At 70.1% G+C, this 22,093-nt stretch carries 20 protein-coding genes and 2 pseudogenes; 3 read left to right on the top strand and 19 right to left on the bottom strand.

Going from position 1 to position 22,093, the window contains the following annotated elements; all coding sequences use genetic code 11:
* Positions 1–87: 87 nt before the first annotated feature.
* The 11 genes from Aple_RS04150 to Aple_RS04100 form a co-directional block, all read right to left on the bottom strand.
* Positions 88–1,524: an acyl-CoA carboxylase subunit beta gene (locus tag Aple_RS04150; RefSeq protein WP_174889786.1), complete on the bottom strand. Its 1,437-nt coding sequence runs from the start codon at positions 1,522–1,524 to the stop codon at positions 88–90.
* A 96-nt stretch (positions 1,525–1,620) separates the two neighbouring features.
* Positions 1,621–2,229: a DUF742 domain-containing protein gene (locus Aple_RS04145; protein ID WP_155343087.1), complete on the bottom strand. Its 609-nt coding sequence runs from the start codon at positions 2,227–2,229 to the stop codon at positions 1,621–1,623.
* A gap of 90 nt (positions 2,230–2,319) precedes the next feature.
* Entirely contained in the window at positions 2,320–4,920 is a 2,601-nt protein-coding gene (locus tag Aple_RS04140; RefSeq protein ID WP_155343086.1) for an AAA family ATPase, read from the bottom strand.
* Positions 4,917–6,590 (bottom strand): phosphoenolpyruvate--protein phosphotransferase, encoded by a 1,674-nt coding sequence (ptsP, locus tag Aple_RS04135; RefSeq protein WP_155343085.1) that lies wholly within the window; start codon positions 6,588–6,590, stop codon positions 4,917–4,919. Before ptsP ends, Aple_RS04140 begins: the two co-directional genes overlap by 4 nt.
* On the bottom strand, positions 6,583–6,867 hold the full coding sequence (locus Aple_RS04130; RefSeq protein ID WP_155343084.1) for an HPr family phosphocarrier protein: 285 nt from the start codon (positions 6,865–6,867) through the stop codon (positions 6,583–6,585). The genes ptsP and Aple_RS04130 overlap by 8 nt, the downstream gene beginning before the upstream one ends.
* Before the next feature lie 13 nt (positions 6,868–6,880).
* Positions 6,881–7,921: a zinc-dependent dehydrogenase gene (locus Aple_RS04125; protein WP_155343083.1), complete on the bottom strand. Its 1,041-nt coding sequence runs from the start codon at positions 7,919–7,921 to the stop codon at positions 6,881–6,883.
* Positions 7,921–8,385, bottom strand: a complete 465-nt coding sequence (locus Aple_RS04120) for a PTS mannitol transporter subunit IIA (RefSeq protein WP_155343082.1) — start codon at positions 8,383–8,385, stop codon at positions 7,921–7,923. The genes Aple_RS04125 and Aple_RS04120 overlap by 1 nt, the downstream gene beginning before the upstream one ends.
* Positions 8,378–8,686: a PTS sugar transporter subunit IIBC family protein gene (locus Aple_RS04115; protein ID WP_155343081.1), complete on the bottom strand. Its 309-nt coding sequence runs from the start codon at positions 8,684–8,686 to the stop codon at positions 8,378–8,380. Before Aple_RS04115 ends, Aple_RS04120 begins: the two co-directional genes overlap by 8 nt.
* 5 nt (positions 8,687–8,691) lie before the next feature.
* Positions 8,692–9,786 carry a mannitol-specific PTS transporter subunit IIC gene (gene mtlA / locus Aple_RS04110; RefSeq protein ID WP_155343080.1) on the bottom strand — a complete coding sequence of 365 codons (1,095 nt, stop codon included), beginning with the start codon at positions 9,784–9,786 and terminating at the stop codon, positions 8,692–8,694.
* Between the two features lie 64 nt (positions 9,787–9,850).
* A complete protein-coding gene (gene pfkB / locus Aple_RS04105) occupies positions 9,851–10,792 on the bottom strand; it encodes a 1-phosphofructokinase (RefSeq protein WP_155343079.1) in 942 nt (313 codons plus the stop codon).
* Positions 10,789–11,550: a DeoR/GlpR family DNA-binding transcription regulator gene (locus Aple_RS04100; protein WP_155343078.1), complete on the bottom strand. Its 762-nt coding sequence runs from the start codon at positions 11,548–11,550 to the stop codon at positions 10,789–10,791. Before Aple_RS04100 ends, pfkB begins: the two co-directional genes overlap by 4 nt.
* Before the next feature lie 319 nt (positions 11,551–11,869).
* Between Aple_RS04100 and Aple_RS04095 the strand changes: the two genes are divergently transcribed.
* Complete coding sequence (locus Aple_RS04095; protein WP_155343077.1) at positions 11,870–12,058, top strand: hypothetical protein; 189 nt, start codon at positions 11,870–11,872, stop codon at positions 12,056–12,058.
* Between the two features lie 243 nt (positions 12,059–12,301).
* On the opposite strand, the gene Aple_RS04090 is transcribed toward Aple_RS04095, so the two are convergent.
* A complete protein-coding gene (locus tag Aple_RS04090) occupies positions 12,302–13,066 on the bottom strand; it encodes a sulfite exporter TauE/SafE family protein (RefSeq protein ID WP_155343076.1) in 765 nt (254 codons plus the stop codon).
* A 188-nt stretch (positions 13,067–13,254) separates the two neighbouring features.
* Positions 13,255–14,892 carry an ABC-F family ATP-binding cassette domain-containing protein gene (locus tag Aple_RS04085; RefSeq protein WP_155343075.1) on the bottom strand — a complete coding sequence of 546 codons (1,638 nt, stop codon included), beginning with the start codon at positions 14,890–14,892 and terminating at the stop codon, positions 13,255–13,257.
* Between the two features lie 287 nt (positions 14,893–15,179).
* Here Aple_RS04085 and Aple_RS04080 point away from each other — a divergent pair, with 287 nt between their 5' ends.
* Positions 15,180–16,565, top strand: a complete 1,386-nt coding sequence (locus Aple_RS04080) for an NF041680 family putative transposase (protein WP_155343074.1) — start codon at positions 15,180–15,182, stop codon at positions 16,563–16,565.
* A gap of 4 nt (positions 16,566–16,569) precedes the next feature.
* A complete protein-coding gene (locus Aple_RS04075) occupies positions 16,570–17,136 on the top strand; it encodes a DDE-type integrase/transposase/recombinase (RefSeq protein WP_155343073.1) in 567 nt (188 codons plus the stop codon).
* Positions 17,137–17,200: 64 nt separating this feature from the next.
* Here Aple_RS04075 and Aple_RS04070 read toward each other — a convergent pair whose 3' ends face one another.
* The 6 genes and pseudogenes from Aple_RS04070 to Aple_RS04055 form a co-directional block, all read right to left on the bottom strand.
* Positions 17,201–17,842, bottom strand: a complete 642-nt coding sequence (locus tag Aple_RS04070; RefSeq protein WP_155343072.1) for a DUF1775 domain-containing protein — start codon at positions 17,840–17,842, stop codon at positions 17,201–17,203.
* Complete coding sequence (locus Aple_RS04065) at positions 17,839–19,530, bottom strand: copper resistance CopC/CopD family protein (protein WP_155343071.1); 1,692 nt, start codon at positions 19,528–19,530, stop codon at positions 17,839–17,841. The genes Aple_RS04070 and Aple_RS04065 overlap by 4 nt, the downstream gene beginning before the upstream one ends.
* Positions 19,527–20,168, bottom strand: a pseudogene (locus Aple_RS54205) (YcnI family copper-binding membrane protein); the annotation flags it as partial. The pseudogene Aple_RS54205 and the gene Aple_RS04065, both read right to left, overlap by 4 nt.
* Before the next feature lie 185 nt (positions 20,169–20,353).
* Positions 20,354–20,890: a hypothetical protein gene (locus Aple_RS54200; protein WP_246264113.1), complete on the bottom strand. Its 537-nt coding sequence runs from the start codon at positions 20,888–20,890 to the stop codon at positions 20,354–20,356.
* Between the two features lie 193 nt (positions 20,891–21,083).
* Positions 21,084–21,326: pseudogene (locus Aple_RS56170) on the bottom strand (YcaO-like family protein); the annotation flags it as partial.
* 34 nt (positions 21,327–21,360) lie between these two features.
* Positions 21,361–22,026 (bottom strand): (2Fe-2S)-binding protein, encoded by a 666-nt coding sequence (locus tag Aple_RS04055; protein WP_218038102.1) that lies wholly within the window; start codon positions 22,024–22,026, stop codon positions 21,361–21,363.
* Positions 22,027–22,093 lie beyond the last annotated feature (67 nt).

Here is a 22,093-nt window from a genome sequence, read left to right as displayed (position 1 = left end):
AATGAGCAAACTTTAATCATCTCCTGTTTTGTTTGCAAGCATTTGGGCGTTGGTTTGTATGGTGTCTCCTTTGTTTGCCTGTGATGCTCACAGTGGGATGTTGGTGTGGCGGCCTCGGCGTGCCGGAGCGGCGGCCAGCACCTCGCCGAGCCTCGACCGGGTCCACGCCGGATCGATCACGTCGTCGACAACGCCCAGGCTCACCGCCCTGGCCACGCCCCCCGCGTTCCTTTCGTGCTCAACGGCCAGGCGGGACAGCAGCTCCTCGCGCTCGTGCGGCGCCACGGCGGCGAGCTGCTTGCGGTGCAGGATCTCCACCGCCGCCTTCGCCCCCATGATCGCCACCTCGGCCTCCGGCCACGCGAGCACGGCGGTGGCGCCGAGAGAGCGGGAGTTCATCGCGATGTAGGCGCCACCGTAGGACTTGCGCGTGACCAGCGTGACCCGCGGAACGCTGGCCTCGGCGAAGGCGTGCAACAGCTTCGCGCCCCGGCGGATCACGCCCTCCCATTCCTGGCCGACGCCGGGCAGGTAACCGGGAACGTCGACCAGCACGAGCAAGGGCACGCCGAACGAGTCGCACATCCGGACGAATCTGGACGCCTTGTCCGAAGACAGCGAGTCGAGGCAACCGCCCTTGCGCAGCGGATTGTTGGCGATCACCCCTACCGTCCGCCCCGCGAGCCTGCCGAGCCCGATCACCATGTTCGGCGCCCACTTGGGCTGTAACTCGACGAATCCAGAGGCGCCATCCTCCTCGTCCAGAATCGCCTTGACCAGCGGGCGCACGTCATACGCGCGCCTGGGCGAGTCGGGGAGCAGGTGGCGCAGTGGCTTCTCCTCCCGCACCGAATCCACGTCCACGAAGCCCGGCTTCGCCAGCAGCGTGACGAGCTGGCGGGCGCGGGCGAAGGCGGCCTCCTCGGAACCCGCGGCGATGTGGGCCACTCCGGACTTCTGGCCGTGCGCGTCCGGCCCGCCCAGGCTTTCCATGTCGATCTGCTCGCCGGTCACCGACCGTACGACGTCCGGGCCGGTGACGAACATGCGGGCGGCATCAGACATGATCACGATGTCGGTCAGCGCCGGGCCGTAGGCCGCGCCGCCCGCCGCGGGGCCGAGTATCACCGACAGCTGCGGGATCTCGCCCGAGGCGCGGACCATCGCGGCGAACATCTCCCCGATCCCGTGCATCGCCGAGACGCCTTCACCGAGCTTCGCGCCACCGGAGTGCCACACGGCGATCACCGGGCAGCGTTCGTGTACCGCGAGATCGATGGCCTTGACGATCAGTTGGCACTCGTCGAGCCCGATCGCGCCGCCCTTCAGGGTGGCGTCGGTGCAGTAGACCACCACTTTCGCGCCGTTGATCCGCCCATAGGCGACCACCACCCCCAGGCCGTCACGCCGGTGGATGATCTCAAGTGAGCCGGGATCCACCAACCGTGACATCCGGACCGCCGGCACGCGGTGATCAAGGCTCGGCTCGTCTCGGTCCATCACGGCCAGTGTGGGAAGTGTCATCGCTCACCTCTGCGAATCGCCCGTTGTCCGAGCCGCAAGTGAACCAGGAGCGGTGCCGAGGAAATCCCTAGTTTTGGCCGGTGCCCGCGCCTCTCGTCAGACCAGCCGGCGCAGCCCTTCGTGCACACGTATGATCAACTCAAGCGAGGGCTGACCGTCGATCTCTGGGGGAGGCGGCGCCTTGAGCAGGTTCCAGCCGATCGCATCGCCGATCAGGACGAGGGCCGCCCCGAGCGGCACCCTGAGGCGAGCCGCGATCTCGACTACGGGCGTGGGCCGCTGGCACATGTCGAAGATCTGGCGATATTCCTCAGACAGCGTGGAGCTGTGGGCGGTCACGGCGCCCTCAGGCGTCAGCGAGATCAGCGAGTCGATGCGCAGCGGGGCATCACGCTGGGTGCCGCCCCCGGCGAGGGCGAGAACGTACGGCCGCAGTTCGATCGGCCGAAGCTCGACCGGCTGCAGTTCGACCGGCTGCTGGTGCTGCACGAGGACCGGGGTGGCGTCACTACCCCGCCCGTCGTCCGGCACCTCGCCGTCCAGCACCTCGCCGTGCAGCACGTCGTCGTCTGGCACGTCTTCGATGGGCCTGGGCAGGAACTGGTGCTCGGCCCAGGTCTTGTAGTCACCCCAGCCGCCGAAGGCGAGTGGGTGAAACTTCGGTCCGTCGGCGCCTCGCCGTCGTCTCCTCCTGTGGGCGGACATCGGGGGATTTCACCTGCTCTCGCCACTGCCAAGTCTGCTGATTGTCTCCGCAAATTCCTAGGCGTTTGCGCAGTCTTCAGCGAATCCACGTCACCTGGCTGTCGGCGTGTTCCGGCCCGCTTTCCCGAGCAAGTCCAGCGCCCGCCCCAGGTCCGTGCGGCCGCTCACGTCCAGCTTCCGGAAGACGCTGGTCAGGTGGATCTCGACGGTGCGCACCGCGATGCGCAGGGCGTGGGCGATCTCCCGGTTGGTGGCGCCGGCCGCCGCGAGTTCCGCGACGCGCCGCTCTCCCGTGGTCAGCACATCCTGGACGCCGCCGACCCCCTGGTTCATCCAGCCGCCCGCGGCGACCAGCCGATCGCGCGCCCGCGCGGCCAGCGCGCCGAACCCGCACCGCAACGACAGGTACACGGCCTGGCGGAAATGCCTGCGGGCGCCTTCGCGATCGTCTCTTCGCAGCAGCGCCTCGCCGAGCAGGATTTCGGCCCGAACCCGGTACCAGCGCGCCGAGGTGCCCGCCAGCGTCTCCGCCGACTCGGCGAGCAGTTCCACCCCCTCGCTCCCTTCAGTGATCGCCCCCCTCGCCAGCAGCGCGAATCCCCGGCCGGAGGCCTCCCCCCAGTCCGCGGCGAGTCGCTCCCCATGCTCGACGAACTCCTCAGCCTCCTTCTGGCGGCCCAGGTCGGCGAGCACACAGGCCGCGTCCAGCCACCACGGCATGAATTTCGGATTCCTGACGCCGGCGTCGGCCAGCAGCGCGCCACAGGCGGTCAGTGCCGACAGCGCGCCTTCGAGGTCACCTCGCGACACCGCCAGGTGCGACCTCGTCATCAGCACCCATGGGTAGTCAAGGAAGGACTCCGTCACGTCCAGCGCGGGCAGCCGCCCCAGCACGGAAGCGGCCTGGTCGATGTCGCCGCGCTGGGCGAGCACCGCCGCCAGGGCCGCCCGTGACGCCGAGACGCCTTTCGACCACGACCGCTCATCCGCCAGCTCGGCGGCACGTCTCGCGTCCGTCAGGGCCCTGTCGAGGTCGCCCGCATCGCCCAGGATCCGCGACCGCGTGGACAGGGCCATCATCCAGACCCAATCGTCGCCGTGCTCGGTGGCACGCGCGATTATCGGGTCCATGGCCTGAACCGCTTCCTCGACCTTGTCGGCGAGCGAGAGTACGCAGGCGGCAGGGCCCAACGCCCAAATGCCATCCCCACCGCTCAGTGCCTGGCGGGCCAGGGCGACGCAGACCTCGGCCGAGGAACCGGACATCGCCCAGATCATCGATCGCATGGCGAGCGACTCGCGCTCGCCCGCGGTGGGCGCTTCCGGCATCCCCATCGCCAGCACGCGCTCGGAGATCACCTTGCCGGACCGGCGCCTGCCTCCGACCATCGACAGAGCCGACCAGACCAGCTTCCGCAGCTCGTGATTGTCGGCGACCACGCCGTCGAGTTCCGGCAGGCCGTCGTTTGGATCGTCGTGCCCGATCAGCCGCTCGAAGTCGGCCTGCGCGTCGATGTCGGCGGGATCAGCCACCACCATCCGGCCCAGGTAGCGCGCCGCCGTCCCCAGCGACCCGTCCCGCTCGGCGCTGCGCGCCGCCGCACGAAGCGCGTCCCGCATCCAGGGCTCGGGAAGCCTGGGCAGCAGCACCAGCTGCGCGCCGACCTCCTCGACCGGCCGGCCGCTGTCGTTGAGCAGCCGGGCGGCCCGGCTCCGCCACCGGTCGAGTTTGCCGGCCGGCATGGCGCCCAGCACCCTGGTGCGTACCTGATCGTCGTTCAGCTCGGCCAGGCCGGCGTCGATGATCCCCTCGTCGCGCAGGATGTCGATCGCGGCGGCTACCAGCGGCTCCGAGACCCCGCACAGCATTCCCGCCAGTTCCTCGTCGGCCTGCCCCAGCACGGCGAGAGCCTCCACGACCTTGCGCACGTACTCGGGCTGCCGGTCGAGCGTGGCCAGCAGATGCCCCGCGAAGAGTTCGGCGCCGAGCTCATGGGCCCTGAGCTCGCCCCGGGCATCAGCCGGCACGCCCTTCTCGCTCAGACGTTCGAACAATCGTACGAGAAGTGATGGATTGCCGCGGCAGACGCCGTGGCACACCCGGACGAACGGCTTCTCCGGTACGGCGTCCCACCACTGCCGGGCCAGCTCTCCCGCGTCCTCCCCGAGCAGTGCCCCGAGGTCGATGGTGCGGTGTCCGCGCGCGGCGACACCGGGCACCGCCTGCCGCCAGTTCACCAGGCCGGAGCGGTGCTGGGCGAGCAGGACGAGCAGCGGAAGGTGGTGCCCGCGGTTCATCAGGAAGTCCAGCCAGGCCAGCGACTCTTCGTCACACCATTGCGTGTCGTCGAGCATGATGGCCACCGGCCCCGACGCGGTCGCCTTGGTGACCCGCCGGAGCAACCGGTGTGACAGCGGCACAGCGGTGCTCTCGGCGTGCGGCGGCTCCCCGCCGAACAGGCTTTGCGCGGCGTGCCAGGGCCGGCGGGCCCCGGCGGGCGAGCAGGCGCCGCGCAGAATCGTCGCTCCCGCGCGCCGGGCGTGCCACTCCAAGGCGTCCAGCAAAACGGTCTTGCCGGATCCCGCCGGACCGCGCATAAGGATCATGCGGGCCGGCCCTTGTGCGGCCTTGTCCAACCCGGACAGCAGCGCGCGTAACTCCGCTTCCCTGCCCACCAGCCTGGCGCTCACCAGCCCTCCCGCACTGCCCTTCGTGCTTCGTCGGGGTCACGGGCCGCCAGGGCGAGTTCGGCGTTGTGCCGGCACTGCGCGATGGAGTGACGGGCGAGGGCATCCCGTACGGCGGGCACGCTACGGGCCGACATGGACAGGCTGGTGACGCCGAGCCCGACCAGGACGGTGGCCAGCAACGGGTCGGCGGCCGCCTCTCCGCAGACTCCCACCGGCTTTCCCACGGCACGCCCCGCCTCGGCGCACTGCGCGATCAGGTAGAGCAGGGCCGGCTGCCAGGAGTCGAGCAGGTCGGCGAGGTCGCCGTGCTGGCGGTCCGCGGCGAAGGTGTACTGGCTGAGATCGTTGGTGCCGATGCTCAGGAAGTCCACCTCGTCGAGCAGCCGACGGGCGTGCAGCGCCGCGGCCGGAACCTCCACCATGGCGCCGACGTTGGCGAGTCCCCGGGAACGGGCCCGTCGCGCGAAGTCGGCCGCCTCCCCTGGCGTGGTGACCATGGGCGCCATCACCCACGGCGAGGCGTCACTCGCGGCGGCGGCCTCGGCGATGGCGTCGAGCTGGGCGTCGAGCACGTCCGGCTGGCGGCGCGCCACGCGGAGCCCCCGGACCCCCAGCGCCGGGTTGATCTCGTCGGCGAGGCCGAGGAAGGGCAGCGGCTTGTCCGTGCCGGCGTCCAGGGTCCGCAGGACCACCTGCGCGCCGGGAAAGGCTCGCAGGACCGCCGCGTACGCGCTGGTCTGCTCCTCATGCGTGGGGGCCGTGCGACGGTCGAGAAAGAGGAACTCGGTGCGGAAGAGACCGACGCCCTCCGCGGCCACGCCGGCCTGGAGATCCGCCACGGATCCGATGTTCAGCAGCAACTTGACCGGATGCCCGTCGGCGGTGCGGCCAGGGCCGCTCGCCTCGCCCAGCCGGTCGCGCTCGGCGAGCGCTCGCCGCTGGATCTCACCGGCCGCCTCCTCGCCGATGCCGGCGCCGACCTCGCCGGTGTCGCCGTCGACGGACGCCCATGTCCCGTCGGCGATGCCGGTGGCGCCATGGCACGCCACCACCGCGGGCAGCCCCAGGGCGCGCGCGAGGATGGCGGTGTGGCTCGTCGGCCCGCCCTTCTCCGTGACCAGGGCGAGCACGACGCCGGGATCGAGATTCACGGTGTCGGCGGGCGCGAGATCCTCAGCCGTCAGGATGAACGGGTGGCCCGGCGAAGGGACGCCCGGCATCGGCAGGCCGAGGGCGGCCGCGACGGCGCGGTTCCTGATGTCGTCGAGATCGCTCGCGCGTTCCGCGAAGTAGCCGCCCGCGGACAGCAGCATCTGGCGATGGTGGGCGCACGCGGTGTCGATCGCGTGCGCGGCGTCCAGCCCCGCTCTGACCTGCTCATCGACCGACTCGCGCAGCATGGGGTCGGCCGCGATCATGGCCTGCGCCTCCAGGATGTCGCGGGCCGCGGGATCGGCCGCTTTCGCTGCCCGTTGGGCCAGCTCCTCCGCGACCGTCTCCAGCCCCAGCACCGCCCGGGCGACCTCCGCCACCGGGTCCGTGACCGGGACGGGGCTCGGCAGCAGTGGCGGGCCCGCCATCCGGTACACCCGGCCCGCGGCGCGGCCGGGGCTGATGCCCAGGCCGCGCAGCATCTCGGCGGTCGGCACGGCCGCCACCGGTTCAGGCATCGGGCACCGCCTCGGCGTCCAGGTCCTGGGCGAGCAGCTCGGCGAGGGACGCCAGCACCGCGTCCGCGCCCGGCCCCTCCGCGTCGAGGGTGACCTTGGTGCCGTGCCCGGCGCCGAGTGACAGCACGGCCAGCATGCTGTTGGCGGGGACCGGCTTGCCGTCACCCACCCGGATGCGCACGGCCATCCCCTGCCGCGCCACCGCCTCCACGAAGATCTTGGCGGGGCGCGCGTGCAGACCGGACCGCGAGGCGACGGCCACTGTTCTTTCCGGCATCTGCGGACTCCTTTCAGGGCTCGATGGTCACCTTGATCGCGGCGCCACGGCTCACGATGTCGATGGCGTCCAGGACCTCCGCGAGGGGGAGGCGATGCGTGATCAGGTCGGACACCGGCACCGCGCCCTCGGCGATGAGCTGGAGCGCTCGCGCGTTGTGTGCCGGGCTCGACCCGTTGGCGCCGACGATCGTCAGCTCTCGGTAGTGCACCAGGTTGGAGTCGACCGAGATGATCGGGTCGTCCTTGGGCAGGCCTCCGAAGAAGCTGATGCGTCCCTGGCGTGCCGCCATCTGCAGCGCCTGCTGCTGGGCGATTCCGGAGGCGGCGGCGGTGATGACGACGTCCGCTCCCCTGCCTCCGGTCAGCTTCAGCACCTCGTCCACGACATCCGTGTCACCGGCGCAGATCGTGGTGTCCGGCCGTACCAGATCGGCCGCCATCGCGAGCCGCTCGGCGTTGAGATCGGCGAGGATCACCCTCCCGGCGCCGCGCGAGCGGGCCAGCCGCACGTGCAGGCAGCCGATGGGGCCCGCTCCCATGACGACCACGTCGTCGCCCGCGCCGACCCGGGCCAGTTCCTGGCCGTTCAGCACGCAGGCCAGCGGCTCGGCCACCGAGGCCTCGGCGAAGCCGAGCCCGTCGGGGATGCGGTTGAGACCGCCCACGGCGAGCACCTTGGCCGGCACGATCATGTACTGGGCGAAACCGCCCTCGTAGTGGTAGCCCATCGACTCCTGGTTCGGGCATACCGTCATGCGGTCGCGGCGGCATTCCTCGCACTGGCCGCACGGGATCGCGGCGATCACCTGCACCCGGTCGCCCGGTTCCCACCCGGTCACGCCCTCGCCGACGGCGACGATCTCGCCGGCGATCTCGTGGCCCATGACCCTGGGCGGCCTGATGTGGTGGTGGCCGTGCTTGTAGATCTTGACGTCCGTGCCGCACGTCGAGCAGTTGCGGACACGGATCTTCACCTCACCGGCGCTCTCGGTGGGCTCCGCAACGTCCTCGATGCGGATGTCGCCGGGAGCGTGGAAACGGGCGACCTTCACTAGGGAGCTTCCTCTCTTGAGGGTTGCAGCAGGTCAACGACCTCGGAGATCTCCGTCGCGTCCCGCAGGGCGCGGGCGCTGTCCGGATCGAGCAGGATCTGGGCGAGCTCGGCCAGGAGCCGCACATGGCCGTCGCCCCGCGCCGCGATGCCGACGCAGACGGTGACCTGCTCGCCGTTCCAGTCGACGCCGTCGGGGAAACGCAGCACGCAGATCGCGTCATGGTGGACGGCGTCCTTGGCCGCGAGGGTGCCGTGCGGGATGGCCACACCCTCACCGACGTACGTGGAGATCGAGCGCTCTCGCTCGATCATGGCGTCGATGTAGCTCTCGCCCACGGCGCCCACGTCGACGAGGGCCTGTCCGCACTGGCGGATCGCGTCGTCGCGGCTGTCCGCGACGGCGGTGAGGCGGACGGCCCGAGGATCGAGCGGGAGCGGGGCCGTGTCCGCCAGGTCAGCCATCGATGGTGCCGCCGTTCTTGAGTACCGTCACCAGCCTGGTCACCGCCGGATCACCGATGAAGATCTGGAACGGCACGAGCACCACACCCGGCGCGCTCACCCGGGCCCGGGCCGCGAGCCCGACATGGCTGACGATCACGTCGGCGTCCTCGGGGATCGAGTTGACCGGGGTGTGCACCACCTCGACCTGGGTGCCCTTCAACTGCTTGCGGAGCTGGCTGGCCAGCATGACGCTGCTGCCCATCCCCGCGTCGCAGGCCACCACGAGCTTGCGGACGTCCTTGCTGTCGATGCTGGCCATCGCCTTTACGCCTCCTGTGCTGCGGGTTCGGTGCTGGGCGTCTCCTCGTCATTGGAGCCGCGGCCGAAGCCCAGCAGCGCCGACGCGACGATGAACGACACCGCGGTCGCCACGATGATCCCCAGAATGACGCCGAACCAGCCGCCCTTCGGGGTCACCGCCAGATAGGCGAAGATGCTGCCCGGCGACGGCGTGGCCACCAGACCGGCGCCGGTGACCAGGAAGGTCAGGATCCCCGAGGCGCCGCCGGCGATCACGGCCAGGATCAGGCGCGGCTTCATCAGCACATACGGGAAGTAGATCTCGTGGATGCCGCCCAGGAAGTGGATGATCATCGCCGGCGGGGTGGAAGGACGCAGCGAACGCGGCCCGAACAGCATGTAAGCGATCAGCAGACCCAGACCCGGGCCGGGGTTGGACTCCAGCATGAACAGGATCGACTGGCCGGACTTGACCGCCTCGGCCACCCCGAGCGGGCCGAGCACGCCGTGGTTGATCGCGTTGTTGAGGAACAACACCTTGGCCGGTTCGATCAGCACCGAGGCCAGCGGCAGCAGGCTGTGACCGACCAGGTATTCCACCGCCTCGCCGGCGGCGTCGGTGACGACCTTCACGATCGGGCCGACGCCCCACAGGCCGAAGATGGCCATGCCGCCGCCGACGATGCCGGCGGTGAAGTTGTCCACCAGCATCTCAAAGCCGGCGCGGGTGCGCTGCTGGGTGAAGTTGTCGACCAGCTTGATCACGTACGCGGCGAGCGGTCCGATGATCATGGCGCCGAGGAACATCGGGATGTCCGCACCGACCACGACACCCATGGTGGCCACGGCGCCGACGACGGCGCCGCGCTGGCCGTGGACCATCCGGCCGCCGGTGTAGCCGATCAGGATGGGGAGCAGCGTGGTGATGATCGGGCCGACCAGGGCGGCCAGCGTCTCGTTGGGCAGCCAGCCGGTGGGGATGAACAGGGCGGTGATCAGGCCCCAGGCGATGAACGCGCCGATGTTCGGCATGATCATCCCGGCGAGGTGACCGCCGAAACGCTGGATCGTGGCCCGGATTCCGGTTCCCTGAACCGTGGGGGTATATGGGGTGGCCAACTGATGTACTCCTTCGGGGTGGGCGAACCCTTGCGAGGGCCGCCTGGTGGGGGGAATGCGCCGCTCATCCCCCGGGCATGAGCGGCAGGGCCGGATCAGCGGTGCAGATCCGGACAGCTGTGCGATCGATGTCGGCCGGGCTCGGCATGCGGCTGCCCGGCAGTCCCACGGCGGCGCTCGCCCACGCGAGGCCCTCGGCCAGCGCCGATTCGCCGCGTGCGCCCGCCGCCAGGAATCCCGCGAGCATGGAGTCGCCCGCGCCCACGCTGCTGCGCGGCTCCTCGACGGGGCACGTGCCGTACCAGACCTGGTCGCCCTCGATGAGCACGGCTCCATCGGCGCCGAGGCTGGTCAGCACCGAGCGTGCGCCCATCGCCCTGAGCTTGCCCGCGGCGTCGATGACGTCGCCGAGGCAGGTGATCGGGGTGCCGGTCGCCTCCGCGAGTTCCTCGCGGTTGGGTTTGATCAGCGTGGGGCCGGCAGCAAGCGCGGAGACCAGGGCCGGTCCGCTCGTGTCGACCGCGACCTGGATGCCGGCGCTGACGAACCTCTCGCACAGAACGGCGTACACCTCGGTCGGCACACCGGGCGGCAGGCTGCCCGAGGCGACGACCCAGTCGGCCGATCCGGCGGCGTCGAGGACCGCGCTCGCCAGCGTGTCGAGCTCGGCCGCCGTCAGCGGCGTGCCAGGCTCATTGATCTTGGTGACGGTTCCGTCGGGTTCCGCCAGCGTGACATTGGAACGGGTCGACCCTGCCACCGGAACGGAGATCATGTCGATGCCCGCAGCGGCGAGCAGGGCCACGAGCTGCTGCCCTTCGGCCCCGCCGAACGGGATGACGGCGCGCGACCGCACCTGGTTGGCCAGCAGCGCGCGTGACACGTTGACCCCCTTGCCTCCGGGGTCAAGGTGAGCGGCCGCCGCCCGGATGACGGCTCCGCGGGTCAGCGAGCCGACCTCGATGGTACGGTCCAGGCTTGGGTTCAGCGTCAGCGTGAGGATCATACGCGCACAACCTCTGGTCCGGCAGCCGCCACATCCCCGGCGATTTGGAGATCCAGCCGCGTGTCAGTGATGATCACATCGATCTCGGACAACGCCGCGAAGCGCGTCAGGTAGTTGTCGGAGAACTTGGTGTGGTCCGCCAGCAGCACAGCCCGCTGTGAGCAGGCGATCATGGCTCGCTTGATCGCCGCCTCTGCCGGGTCGGGCGTCGTCAGTCCCTTGGCTACGGAACAGCCGTTGGTCGCCATGAAGGCCACGTCGATATGCAGTTGGGAGAGCTGCTGGAGTGCCCAGTCCTCGACCGTCGCGAGCGTACGCCCCCGGACCCGGCCCCCCAGCATGAACACCGTCACATTGGCACGCGCGGCCAGCGCGGTCGCCAAGGGCGGCGAATTGACGATGACGGTGAGCTCGCGATCGGCGGGTATGGCCTGAACAAGGCGGCCCGTCGTCGTGCCCGCATCGATGACGATGGCGCCATCCTGCGGCAACTCGGACAGCGCCGCCTTGGCGATGCGCTCCTTCTCCGCCGTCATGACCTCGTCCCTCGCCGCGAGAGCGGGCTCGAAGCCAAGCCGCTCGACCGGGATCGCCCCGCCGTGCACGCGCCGCAACACACCCGCGCGCTCAAGAACCGTCAGGTCCCTGCGGATCGTCTCCGTCGTGACGCCGAACTGCTCCGCCAGGCTCACCACGTTGACCCGCCCCGCGGACCGGGCTTCACGCAGAATCTCCTGCTGCCGTTCCTCGGCGTACATTGCTGTTGATTCACCGCCGTTTCGATGTTGTTCCGTTTGTTTTTATACCCGAGCATGTTGCCAGTCAAGGGAGCCTCCTCGCGAGTTTTCGAGACATCCACCCCCGGCCGACAGCAGGTCGGCGGCGGCGGCAAGCGCGGTCGGCTCCCGGATCTGGTTCCTGTCGATGCTGGTCACCGCGCACATCGTTGCTGCCGGCATGGAGGCGGCGTGACTCCTCCGACCTACCGACCAGCACATGGATAGTGGCACTACCGAACAGCTGAATAGTAGGCAATTCACTACTTGGCAATCGTTACTGTCCAGCCATGCGCAGAGCGTGCACGGTCGTGACGAGACGAGTGCCATCACCGGGTGGATCCGACCGGCGGGCGAGCTCAAGCGCATCTGGGCAGGACGGCGGACGCCCTCGGGATCGACATCGCCCGAACTCGGGTCGCGCCTGAGCCAGGCCGGGTTCGCATACCTGCTGCGGCAGGACGTCCTGCACGCCTACCGCAAGGGCTGACGGCTACTTGTGAACGATCGGTTCCGTCGGTTTGCCCGGGAAGACCATGATGAGCAGTTCCACGGCGCCTTCCGGCGGGTTGACGGCCTGGTAGACGAGACTCCGGCCGCGCAGGTGAACCCGAACTCGTCGGCCGCCCAGATCGACAGGGCGCCGGGCTCGCTGCCGACCAGCTCCTCGACCGTGCCCCGGGGCGACCGAAGCAGAGCCGTCGTTCTGGCCTGCAAGCCCTCGTGGAGGTGATCAGCCGTTTGGGTTGATCCATAGCTGGATTGCCAGACCAATGCCGATCAGGACTACCAGCCAGCGCAGCAGAGTGGCCGGTAGGCGGCGTGCGATGCGGGGGCCGAGCGTGGAGCCGACGAACATGCCCAGTCCCAGGGGCGCGACGGCCGTCCAGTCGACGGGGCCGAAAACGGTGAGGGCGGCGGCGGAGATGAGCGTCCCGGCGCCGAGGACCATGTTCTTCAGGGCATTGGCGGTGGCCAGATGGGGCTCGGCGGTGATCAGGAGGAGGGCGAGGATCATCACGCCGGACCCGGCGCCGAAGTAGCCGTTGTACACCGACATCGCGGTCAGTCCCAGCGGAAGGATCACACCGCCCGCTCCTGAAGGATGGCCGCGCCGGTGCCTGCGGGCGGCAAGCCGGGGCTGGGCGAGCAGAGCCACCGAACCGGCGGCTACCAAGAACGGCACGACGCGGGCGAAGGTGCCCGGCGGTGTGGACAGTAGCAACAGCGAGCCCGCCGCCCCGCCCAGGGCCGACAGCGGCACCCACCGGCGCAGCCATAGTCCATGGCCGACCAGTTCGGGCTGAGAGGCGAGGGCCGAGCCAGGCCAGCAGGCGACGAGCGCGACGATGTTGGCCACGTTCGCCGACAGGGCGGGAAGACCCACCGCGAGAAGGGCGGGATAGGAGATCAAGGAGGTGATGCCGCCCGCAGTGCCGACCACCCCGGCGAGCAGCCCTGCGCCGACCAGCAGTGCGATGTCGCCAAGGCCGGTCATGACCGGCCCGCCTGGGCTGCGGATATGAGCTTGACGGCCGTGACGAGGTTCACGGAAGGACCTCCCTGTGGTCCGGCCCAGCCGAAAGGTGGGCAGACTGAGCGTCGGGGCTCTCGCACGTCGGGCCGCTACTCGCCGTACTTTCTTGGCCCACAGGGTGATCAGCGTCGCCAGGGCTCTGGTCGTACTCAGATCTCGGTGATCAGCCCCGCACTGACCCGCAGGCGACGGCCCACCTGCACCGCCTCGAGCATGCGCCGGTCGTGCGTGACCAGCAGCAGCGTGCCTGGATAGTGCGCGAGCGCCGACTCCAGCTGCTCGATCGCGGGCAGGTCGAGATGATTGGTCGGCTCGTCGAGTACGAGCAGGTTGACACCCCTGGCCTGCAGCAACGCCAGGGCTGCCCGGGTCCGCTCGCCAGGCGACAGGGTTGCCGCAGGGCGCATCACGTGGGCGGCCTTGAGCCCGAACTTGGCCAGCAGCGTGCGCACCTCGGCGGGCGGTATCGGCGAGACCAGCGCCCCGAAGGCATCCAGCAGCGGCTCGCTTCCCAGGAAGAATCCTCGTGCCTGGTCCACCTCTCCGACCACCACGCCGGGGCCGAGTGAGGCATGCCCCTCCTCAAGCGGAAGCCGACCGAGCAACGCGGCCAGCAATGTGGTCTTACCTGCGCCGTTGGCCCCGGTGATGGCCACCCGCTCGGCCCAGCCGATCTCCAGATCGACAGGACCGAGCCTGAAGGAGCCGCGGCGGGCCACCGCCCCGCGCAAGGTTGCGACGACCGCTCCGGCGCGGGGCGCGGCGGCGATCTCCATCCGCAGCTCCCACTCCTTGCGCGGCTCCTCCACCACATCGAGTCGTTCGATCAGCCTTTCCGTCTGGCGGGCCTTGGCGGCCTGCTTCTCGGTCGTCTCGACCCGGGCGTTCCGCCCGATCTTGTCGTTGTCGCTCATCTTGCGGCGCGCGTTCTTGACGCCCTTTTCCATCCATGCGCGCTGGGTGCGGGCGCGGGCCTCGAGCTGGGTGCGGGTCTCGGCGTACTGTTCGTATTGCTGTCTGGCGTGCGCCCGCGCGACCTCACGCTCGTCCAGGTAGGCCTGGTAGCCGCCGCCGTACAGCCGAACCCGATGCTGGGCCAGGTCGAGCTCGAGCACGCTGGTGACGGTCCTGGCGAGGAACTCGCGGTCGTGGCTGACCAGCACCGTGCCCGAGCGCAGGCCGGTCACGAACTTCTCCAGCCGGTCGAGCCCATCGAGGTCGAGGTCGTTGGTCGGCTCGTCGAGCAGGAAGAGGTCGTAGCGGCTCAAAAGCAACGAGGCAAGCCCCGCGCGGGCCGCCTGGCCGCCGGACAGCGAAGTCATCGGCTGGTCGAGGCCGACCGTGAGGCCCAGGTCGGCGGCCACCTCGGTGGCGCGCTCGTCGAGGTCCGCGCCACCCAGCGAGAGCCAGCGCTCCAGGCCCGTGCTGTAAGCGTCCTCGGCACCCGGCAGGCCCTCCACCAGTGCCTGCGTGGCGGCGTCGAGGTCACGCTGTGCCTGGGCGACGCCGGTACGGCGGGCCAGGAACAGGCGGACGGTCTCGCCTGGCCTGCGCTCCGGCTCCTGGGGCAGGTGGCCGACGACCGCCGTGGCCGGGGTGAGGCTGATGCCGCCCTGCTCCGGCGCGTCGAGGCCGGCGAGCAGGCGCAACAGCGTCGACTTGCCCGCACCGTTGACCCCGACGAGCCCGATGACGTCCCCAGGGGCGACCACGAGATCGAGCCCCGAGAACAGGACCCGCTCCCCGTGCCCGGCCGCGAGATCCTTCACAACTATTGCTGCGCTCATATCCCGAACGATGCTAGCCACCATCTCGTGCGCAACCTAACAGTGACCACCGCGGGTGACCTGTCGCGTTCATCGTCGCGGTTGCCTCAGCAGACTTCCGTATAGGGCACCTCGCTGCCCCCGTGCTCCTACCACTCGGCGGGCGTCATGGATCTGCCCCCTCGTTGACGCACCTCTGGTAAGGCCCCGCTCCGGATCGAGCGACAGATCGCGGACGTCGCCGTCACCTCCGAGCACGTGCAGCACGCTGCCGTCTCTGAAGATGGCCATGACAGGCGACCGACGCGGTGCTGTGCACTGATGGTCCCGTCACCTCCCTGGTGGAGCTGTCGCTGTCGCCGCTCTTCCGCCGCGGGCACGGCGCACTCTACGACGCGCTGGCCGACGGTGGTATCGACGAGGATCGTCTGCGTGACCTGTTGGCCGCCCAGCTTCCTACCGACGCACCCCTGATGTTCGGTGTCGATGCGACCACCTTTCCCCGCCCGAATGCCGAGTGCTCACCCGATCGTGGCCTGCACTACGCGCCGTGCCACTGCGACGGTGACCGCAAAGTCGTCCCCGGCTGGGAGTTCCAGTGGGTCACCGGACTGGAATGGGGCAGCTCGTCGTGGACATTGCCCGTCGATGCCCGCCGACTGCCCGAAGGCGCCTGCCCAGTGACCACGACGGCTACTCAGATCCGCGACCTGGCCGAACGCTTGGCCGAGCAGAAGGACCCCGGCCAGCGGCCGAGGCCGTTATTCGTCCTGGATCAAGGCTATGCCGCCGCCGCGCTCACCCACGCACTGGAAGGCATTGACGTCCAACTGCTGGTCCGCATCGCCGGGGACCGCGTCTTCTACGACGGCCGGCCCGGACCCCGCAAACCCGGGCCCGGCCGCAACGGCGTCCACGGTCGGCGCTTCAACTTGGCCGCCGACGCGGACACGCGGCCACCGGATCAGGTCCTGGTCGTCCCCGACACCACCAAGTACGGGCGTGTGGAGGTCCGCGCCTGGCACGGCATGCACCAGAAGGTACAGCGGACCGGCTACTTCGCCCTGTTGGAGGGTGAGCTGTTCTCCCGGCTGCCGATCATCGAGGGCACCGTCATCCAGGTCCGGGTCGAACGGCTGCCCAACGGCCGCAGCCCGCATCGGACCATGTGGCTGTGGTACTCCGGCCTGCCCGAACCTGATCTGGATGTCTGCTGGCGAGCCTACCTGCGCCGCTTCGACATGGAACACACCTTCAAAATGATGAAGTCCCAGCTGGGCTGGACGGCGGCCCGCGTCCGGCATCCCGAGCAGGCGGTCCGCTGGACCTGGCTGCTCCTCGCCGCCTACGTCCAGTTACGTCTCGCCCGACACCTGGTCGGCGATCTTCGCCGTCCCTGGGAGCGGCGGCCCCGGCCCGGACGGCCCTTGACGCCGTATCGGGTCCGCCGCGCATTTCGGCATGTCCATGATCGCCTGGGCACGTCGGCGCGTCTGCCGAAATCCACTCACCCCGGTCCGGGCGCCCTCCCGGAGGGAAGAATAGGCCAGCTCCCCGCTACCGTCTTGGATCCGAACTTCGCAAAACGGACAGTCTCGCGAAGACGGGAGACAAGAAGGAGGGTTAAATCTCAAGCTTGGAACTGCTCTCCGAGGGCGCGGACGACGACACGCCGCGCAAGAAGTGATCGATGAGGCGTTGACGGCGCAGGAGCCTGTCGTCGGCGTCACGGCGGCATGCGCGCTGACGGGCAGGTCCCTGGCCACGCTGCTGGACGAAGGCACCTACCTGTGCAGCATCTCGACCATGTACCGGCTGCCGCGTGCCCGCGGCGAGGTCCGCGAGCGGCGCCGTCACGCCACTCACCCGGCCCGGGTACGGCCTGAGCTGGTCGCCCGCGGCCCGAGCCAGGTCTTCTCCTGGGACATCACCAAGTTGGTAGGGCCGGCCAGGGGCGTCTACTACGACTTGTACGTGATGATCGACATCTACTGGCGGTACGTCGTGCACTGGCAGGTCCACACCCGGGAAAGCGCGGGGCTGGCCGAGCGGTTCATCACCGATGCCATCGCCGCCAACGGAGGGCGGGCCCCTGGGCACGTACACGCCGACCGGGGCACCTCGATGACCTCCAAGCCGGTCGCCGCGCTGCCGGCCGATTTGAATCCGGCACGCGAGTACGTGAATAGCTCCACCGATCCGGTCCCGTCGGCGTACGTTCAGGTCGTCCAGTGGATCGGCGACGGGATGCGAGATGGCACGTAGCCGAGACGCTCCGGATCAGCGCCTTCCTTCCTGAGGATCTCGCAGAGGGTAGCGGCCGCGATCTTTATACCGAGGATGCCGTCGGGCCGGGGTCAGGGCGGCGGAGACGTCGGCGGGTCAGGTGAGCGGTCAGGGCCGCCAGCGCGGTGAAGGCTCCCAGTGCCACGGCCACCTGGACGTCGTCGGCGCCGTCCGCGCCCACGGCTGGGGGCGGGGCCGGGTTGAGGGCCGGGTCCAGGACGGCGGCGGTGGCGATCAGCCGGGGTGCGGGCTCCTCGGACGCGTCATCGACGCCGATCCACTCATACCCCTTGCCTCCGCCGCACCGCTGTGTGGTCGGGAAGAGCAGCGGCGTGCCGACCTTCCCCGACAGCCGCGCCTTCAGGGTGAAGGCCGCCTTGGTGCCGTCGGCGATCCCCGGGCCGGTCCACTCGACCGTGTTCCCCTTCACCACGTTGCGCCAGCCGACCGGCTGCCCGGCCGACAGCACCGACGACCCGGCCGGCACTCTGACGACGAGCGCCTCGGTCGGTTGCCCGTCGCAGCCGTGGTCGAAGGAGAAGGTGAGCGTGACCGAACCGTCCCCATTGGGCTGCGCGGACTCCAGCAGCACGTGCGCCAGCGCCGGAGCGGCTGGCAGCAGCGCCAGCACGACCGCCGCCAGCGCCACTCCGGCGGCCCGGACCGCACGGCAGACCGACCTCATGGGATCACCACCTTCTGGGAGACGACTGGGCTCTCGAACTCCGACAGCCGCACGACCAGCGTCACCGTCCACGTCCCGTCGAGCGGGAAGTCGACCGTCGCCTCGTACGTGCCCTTGCCCGTCGTGGACAGCGGCTTCTTGAACGGCCCCAGTTCGTACGCGGGCAGCCGCACCGACAGCTCAGGCGTCTCATGCGGCACCAGCGGCACGCCCTTGCCGTCCACCAGGGACAGCTGGAGCGCGTTGACCCCCCGCTTGCCGGGGCTGATCACCATGGTGGCCTTGCCATCGCCGACGGCCGCGGTGAGCGTCTTGGGCCCGGCGGAGGGAGACGGCGCGGTCGCCGCGGGTGCGGCGGCAACTTCTTCTCGCGGCGTCTGCGAGACCAGCACGCCGGTGACGGCCACCACCACGGCCAGACCCGCCGCCTCGATCCCGACCGTACGGCGCAGCGCCCCGAGGGTGTCCTGCCGGCGCGGGCCGGACAGCACCGAGGGGACGAGCCGGTACCGGTTCCAGGCGGCGACGCCGATGACGGCGAGCACCAGCACGAGTTTCACCAGGACGAGCCGGCCGTAGCCGGTCGTCCACAGGCCGTCCACGCTGTCGGCGATCCGCCACCACAGCAGGACCGCGCTCGCGCCGAGCCCGGCGACCAGCCACAGCGCCGCACCCGAGAAGCGACCGACCGCCGAGGCGACCTCGGCCACCCGGTGGTCTGGGTCGGGGAGGAACAGCAGGCACAGCCCGAGCAGCCCGCCGAACCAGAGCGCGGCGGTGGCCAGGTGCAGCAGGTCGGCGGCGAGCACCAGCCAGCCCGGCCCGTACACCCTGGTGTGGCCGACCACGGCGAGAGAGCCCAACGCCAGCGCCGCCCCGGCCGCCGCGACGACCGGCAGCTCGCGGCGCACCGCGACCAGGGCGATCACGGTGCCGGCGGCCAGCAGTGCCGCGGCGGCGGCGGGCGCCGTCGACAGCGCCGCGGGCCACAAGGAGGCGGAGAACAGGTCGCCGACGCCCGCGCCGTCCTGCCAGAGCTTGACCAGCGGGACCAGGGCAGCGGCGCCGAACACCGCGGCGGCGGCCAGCGCATCGCGGACACGCCGGACCCTCCGGGCGAATGTCGCCGACCTGCGCACGCTCGGCTCGGCGATGAACAGGCCGAAGGCGGTGAGACCGGCGAACCCGAGCACTCCCCCGTACCGCAGCACCTCGGCGCCGATCCGGAGCAGGTTCACCTCGCGGTCGGCGACCTGGGTGGGAACGGCGACGGAGCTCGCGCTCGGCTTGCCGACGGAGAAGCTGATGCCGCCGCCGACCGGGTGGGTGTCGGCGGAGATGACCCGCCAGCTCACGATGTACGTGCCCTCGGCGAGGGTCGACGCCGGGGTGTAAACGACGGTGTCGTTCACCGAGCGGATGTCGGCGGGCACCGGGCGGCCGGCCGAGTCGAGCAGCATGTTCCCCTTCGGAGCGAGGCTGATCGCCTCGTTGAAGGTGGCCGTGATCGTGCGCGGCGCCTGGGCGAGGACCTGGCCGTCGGTGGGGTCGGAGCTCTTCAGTACGGCGTGGGCGTCGGCCGTACCCGGCAGGAGGAGGACCAGGAAGGCAGCCAGGAGCACGACGGCCCAGGTGGGCGTGGCCGACGGCCGCACCCACCCGGACGTCCGGCGAACCGGACGGATCAAGAGGTCTTCCTGCTGCGCACCAGCGCGGTCACGCCCGCCGCCGCCCCGATCGCGCCCAGCACCAGACCGGCCCAGCCGACCACACCGGCGCCGCCCGAGTCGGAGGACGCCGCCGAGTCGGCCGCGGCCTGCGAGGGAGCGATCGCCGGGGCCGCGCTTGCGGTCGGCACGGGCGCGGGCGTGACCGCGTCGTGCCCCGCCGCCTGGGCGGCGGTCAGAACGATGAACGGAGCAGGGTGCTCCGGCTCCTCGGCGCCGTCCTCGGTGACCTCGGTCCAGGGCGTCTCGCCCTTTTCACACTTCTGGATCGCCGGGAAGACGAGCTTGGCGCCCGCCTCCTCCGGGAGCTTCAGCGACAGCTCGAACGCGTCGCGCAGGCCATCGGGCAGCGGGGTCTTGGCGGTGTAGACGACCTGGTCGACCCGCTCGGTGTACTGGCCGCCGTGGCCGTTGTCGACCGGGGTGTCGAGCTTCTCCATCTTCTTCTCGACGTCCCAGCCCGGGTTGACCGTCGGGGTGACCGCGATGATCTGCTCGGGCATCGAGATGGCGACCGAGGTGGTGGACGACCCGTCGCAGCCGTGGGGGACGGAGAAGGTCAGCACGGTGTAGCTGCCGGCCGCGGTGGTGGAGGGGGTGACGGTGACGTGGGCCGACGCCGCGCTCGCACCGAACAGGACCAGCCCTAGGGCGGCCGTGCCGACGGCGGTGGTGCGCAGGGTGTTGCGCAGGGCAGAGCTCATGGGGGTTCTCCTCTGAAACAGATCATGGCCGAACCGTCGGGTCCGGTTGGGGGAAGCGGGGCCTGTTGTCCCCGTGGTGCTCAGATCTGGGTGAGGAGGGGCGGGGCACGCGTCCCGACGGGCCCGGCGCACAGCCGGGTCAGCAGGGGAACGGCGCGGGAGGCGACCGGGATGGGGCGCCGGACCGGCGGCGGAAGATCGCGGAGGTGGACCGTGCGGTAGCGCACCCCGAGCAGGGAGAGCAGCCCCCACCACATCCGCTCGCCGTACTCCAGCAGCAGCGCGGTGAGAACGGTGGCCGCCGCGTGCGAGAGGACTCCAGACGACGAGGTGTCGTCGATACCGTAGTGGCCGGGGTGGATCGGGTCCGCCAGGTAGACGCTGAGGCCGTGGATGCCGAGCTGGGCGGCGCCGAGCAGGGTCAGCAACTCCCGCCGGTTGACCCTGCGGCCCGCCAGCCCGTAGGCGACGCCCCAGACTGCCAGGACCACGGGGACCAGAGCCAGCAGAGGCGGTGTCGTGCCGTGGGCGCGATGGGCCGCGACCGCGATCACGGTGGTGCTGAGTGCCACCAAGGCCGAGCGCAGACCGCGCATCGTCCGTTTCGGGCACTTCATGGCCGGAGCCTAGCAACGGCTCCGGCCGCCCTCCAACCGGTGGCCGCCCGATGCCCGCGTCCCTACGTCCGGTGTTCGGACGGAGTTCTCCGACGGGCGCGCAAGCGGGAAGGCCGCCGGGGCGTTGCAGTGGAGGCCGGGCGCGACGACCCGGCAGACCTTGAGCTCCGCGCATCCGATTCCCGCCATCCTCGACGAAGGCACCGGCGACGGTGGCGCCGAATTCCGACGGCAGACGCAGCAGCGTCACCGACAGCCCGGACTCCGACGCTTCCCCGAGTGCTTTGGCGAGCGGTCCGTGATCGGGCTCGGCCAGGGGTGCGGCTGATGTTCCGCTGGCCCACCAGTGGGTGACCGCGTCGCGTTCCAGCACCTCACGCAGTGCGGCCCGCCTGGCTTCGGCCGTCGTCGGGGCGGCGGCGGTGCCGGCGAGCATCGGGTAGCTCCTGGCAAGTACTTTAGGCACAGCCTCACGGCGAATTCAATAATGCGCAGTCGCCGCATTTACTCCCGTGCGGGACGCGGTAATAGAGGCAGCAGGTGGTACGGTGGAATGCGAGATCCGGCGAGATTATTTTTCCCTTTCCGGCCAGGTCGCCTTCGGCGAGTAGTCCGTCGACCAAGTCAGTGGCGGCGTCGGCCAGTTCCGGCCGGGCCGCCACAACCGCGCGTCCTGCTTCGGCGACGGCGGAGGCGGCATTGCCGGCCAGCAACCGAGGCGCGATCTTGATCTTGAGTCCTGCGGTGAAGGGCTCCAAATGGCCGTGCATGACGAGATCGTAGAGCTGTCGGGGAGATTCGTAGGGCCATCCGGACACGGTGGGGAGACGCAGCCCCGGGCCGTCGTCGGCGCGGTCGAGGCGGGTCAGGTCGGGGACCACACCGTGGGTGAGGACGGTGCCGATGACCGGTGACCAGAGTCGGGCGGCGTGGCTCAACTGGGCGATCGAGGCGCCGATCCGTTTTTCGGTCGTGCCGTATCTTTCGGCTGTCGAGTCGACCAGATCGGTGAATCCGCGTTCATAATCGAGGCGGACGTCATGCCATCCCGTCGGATCGCCACTCATTCGCAAAGCGAAGAAGGAGCCGAAATCGGCGACTTCTTCGAGAGCGGCGCGGATCGTTTCCGAATTCATATTCCGAGACTCCATTCGTGAAAATCGCACGGCGAAAAGACCGGATCTCTGATCCGGCTGTTTCAGG

This window comes from Acrocarpospora pleiomorpha (assembly GCF_009687885.1).
In the GTDB taxonomy this organism is placed as follows: Bacteria; Actinomycetota; Actinomycetes; order Streptosporangiales; family Streptosporangiaceae; genus Acrocarpospora; species Acrocarpospora pleiomorpha.
This window is presented reverse-complemented; position numbering and strand designations above follow the sequence as displayed.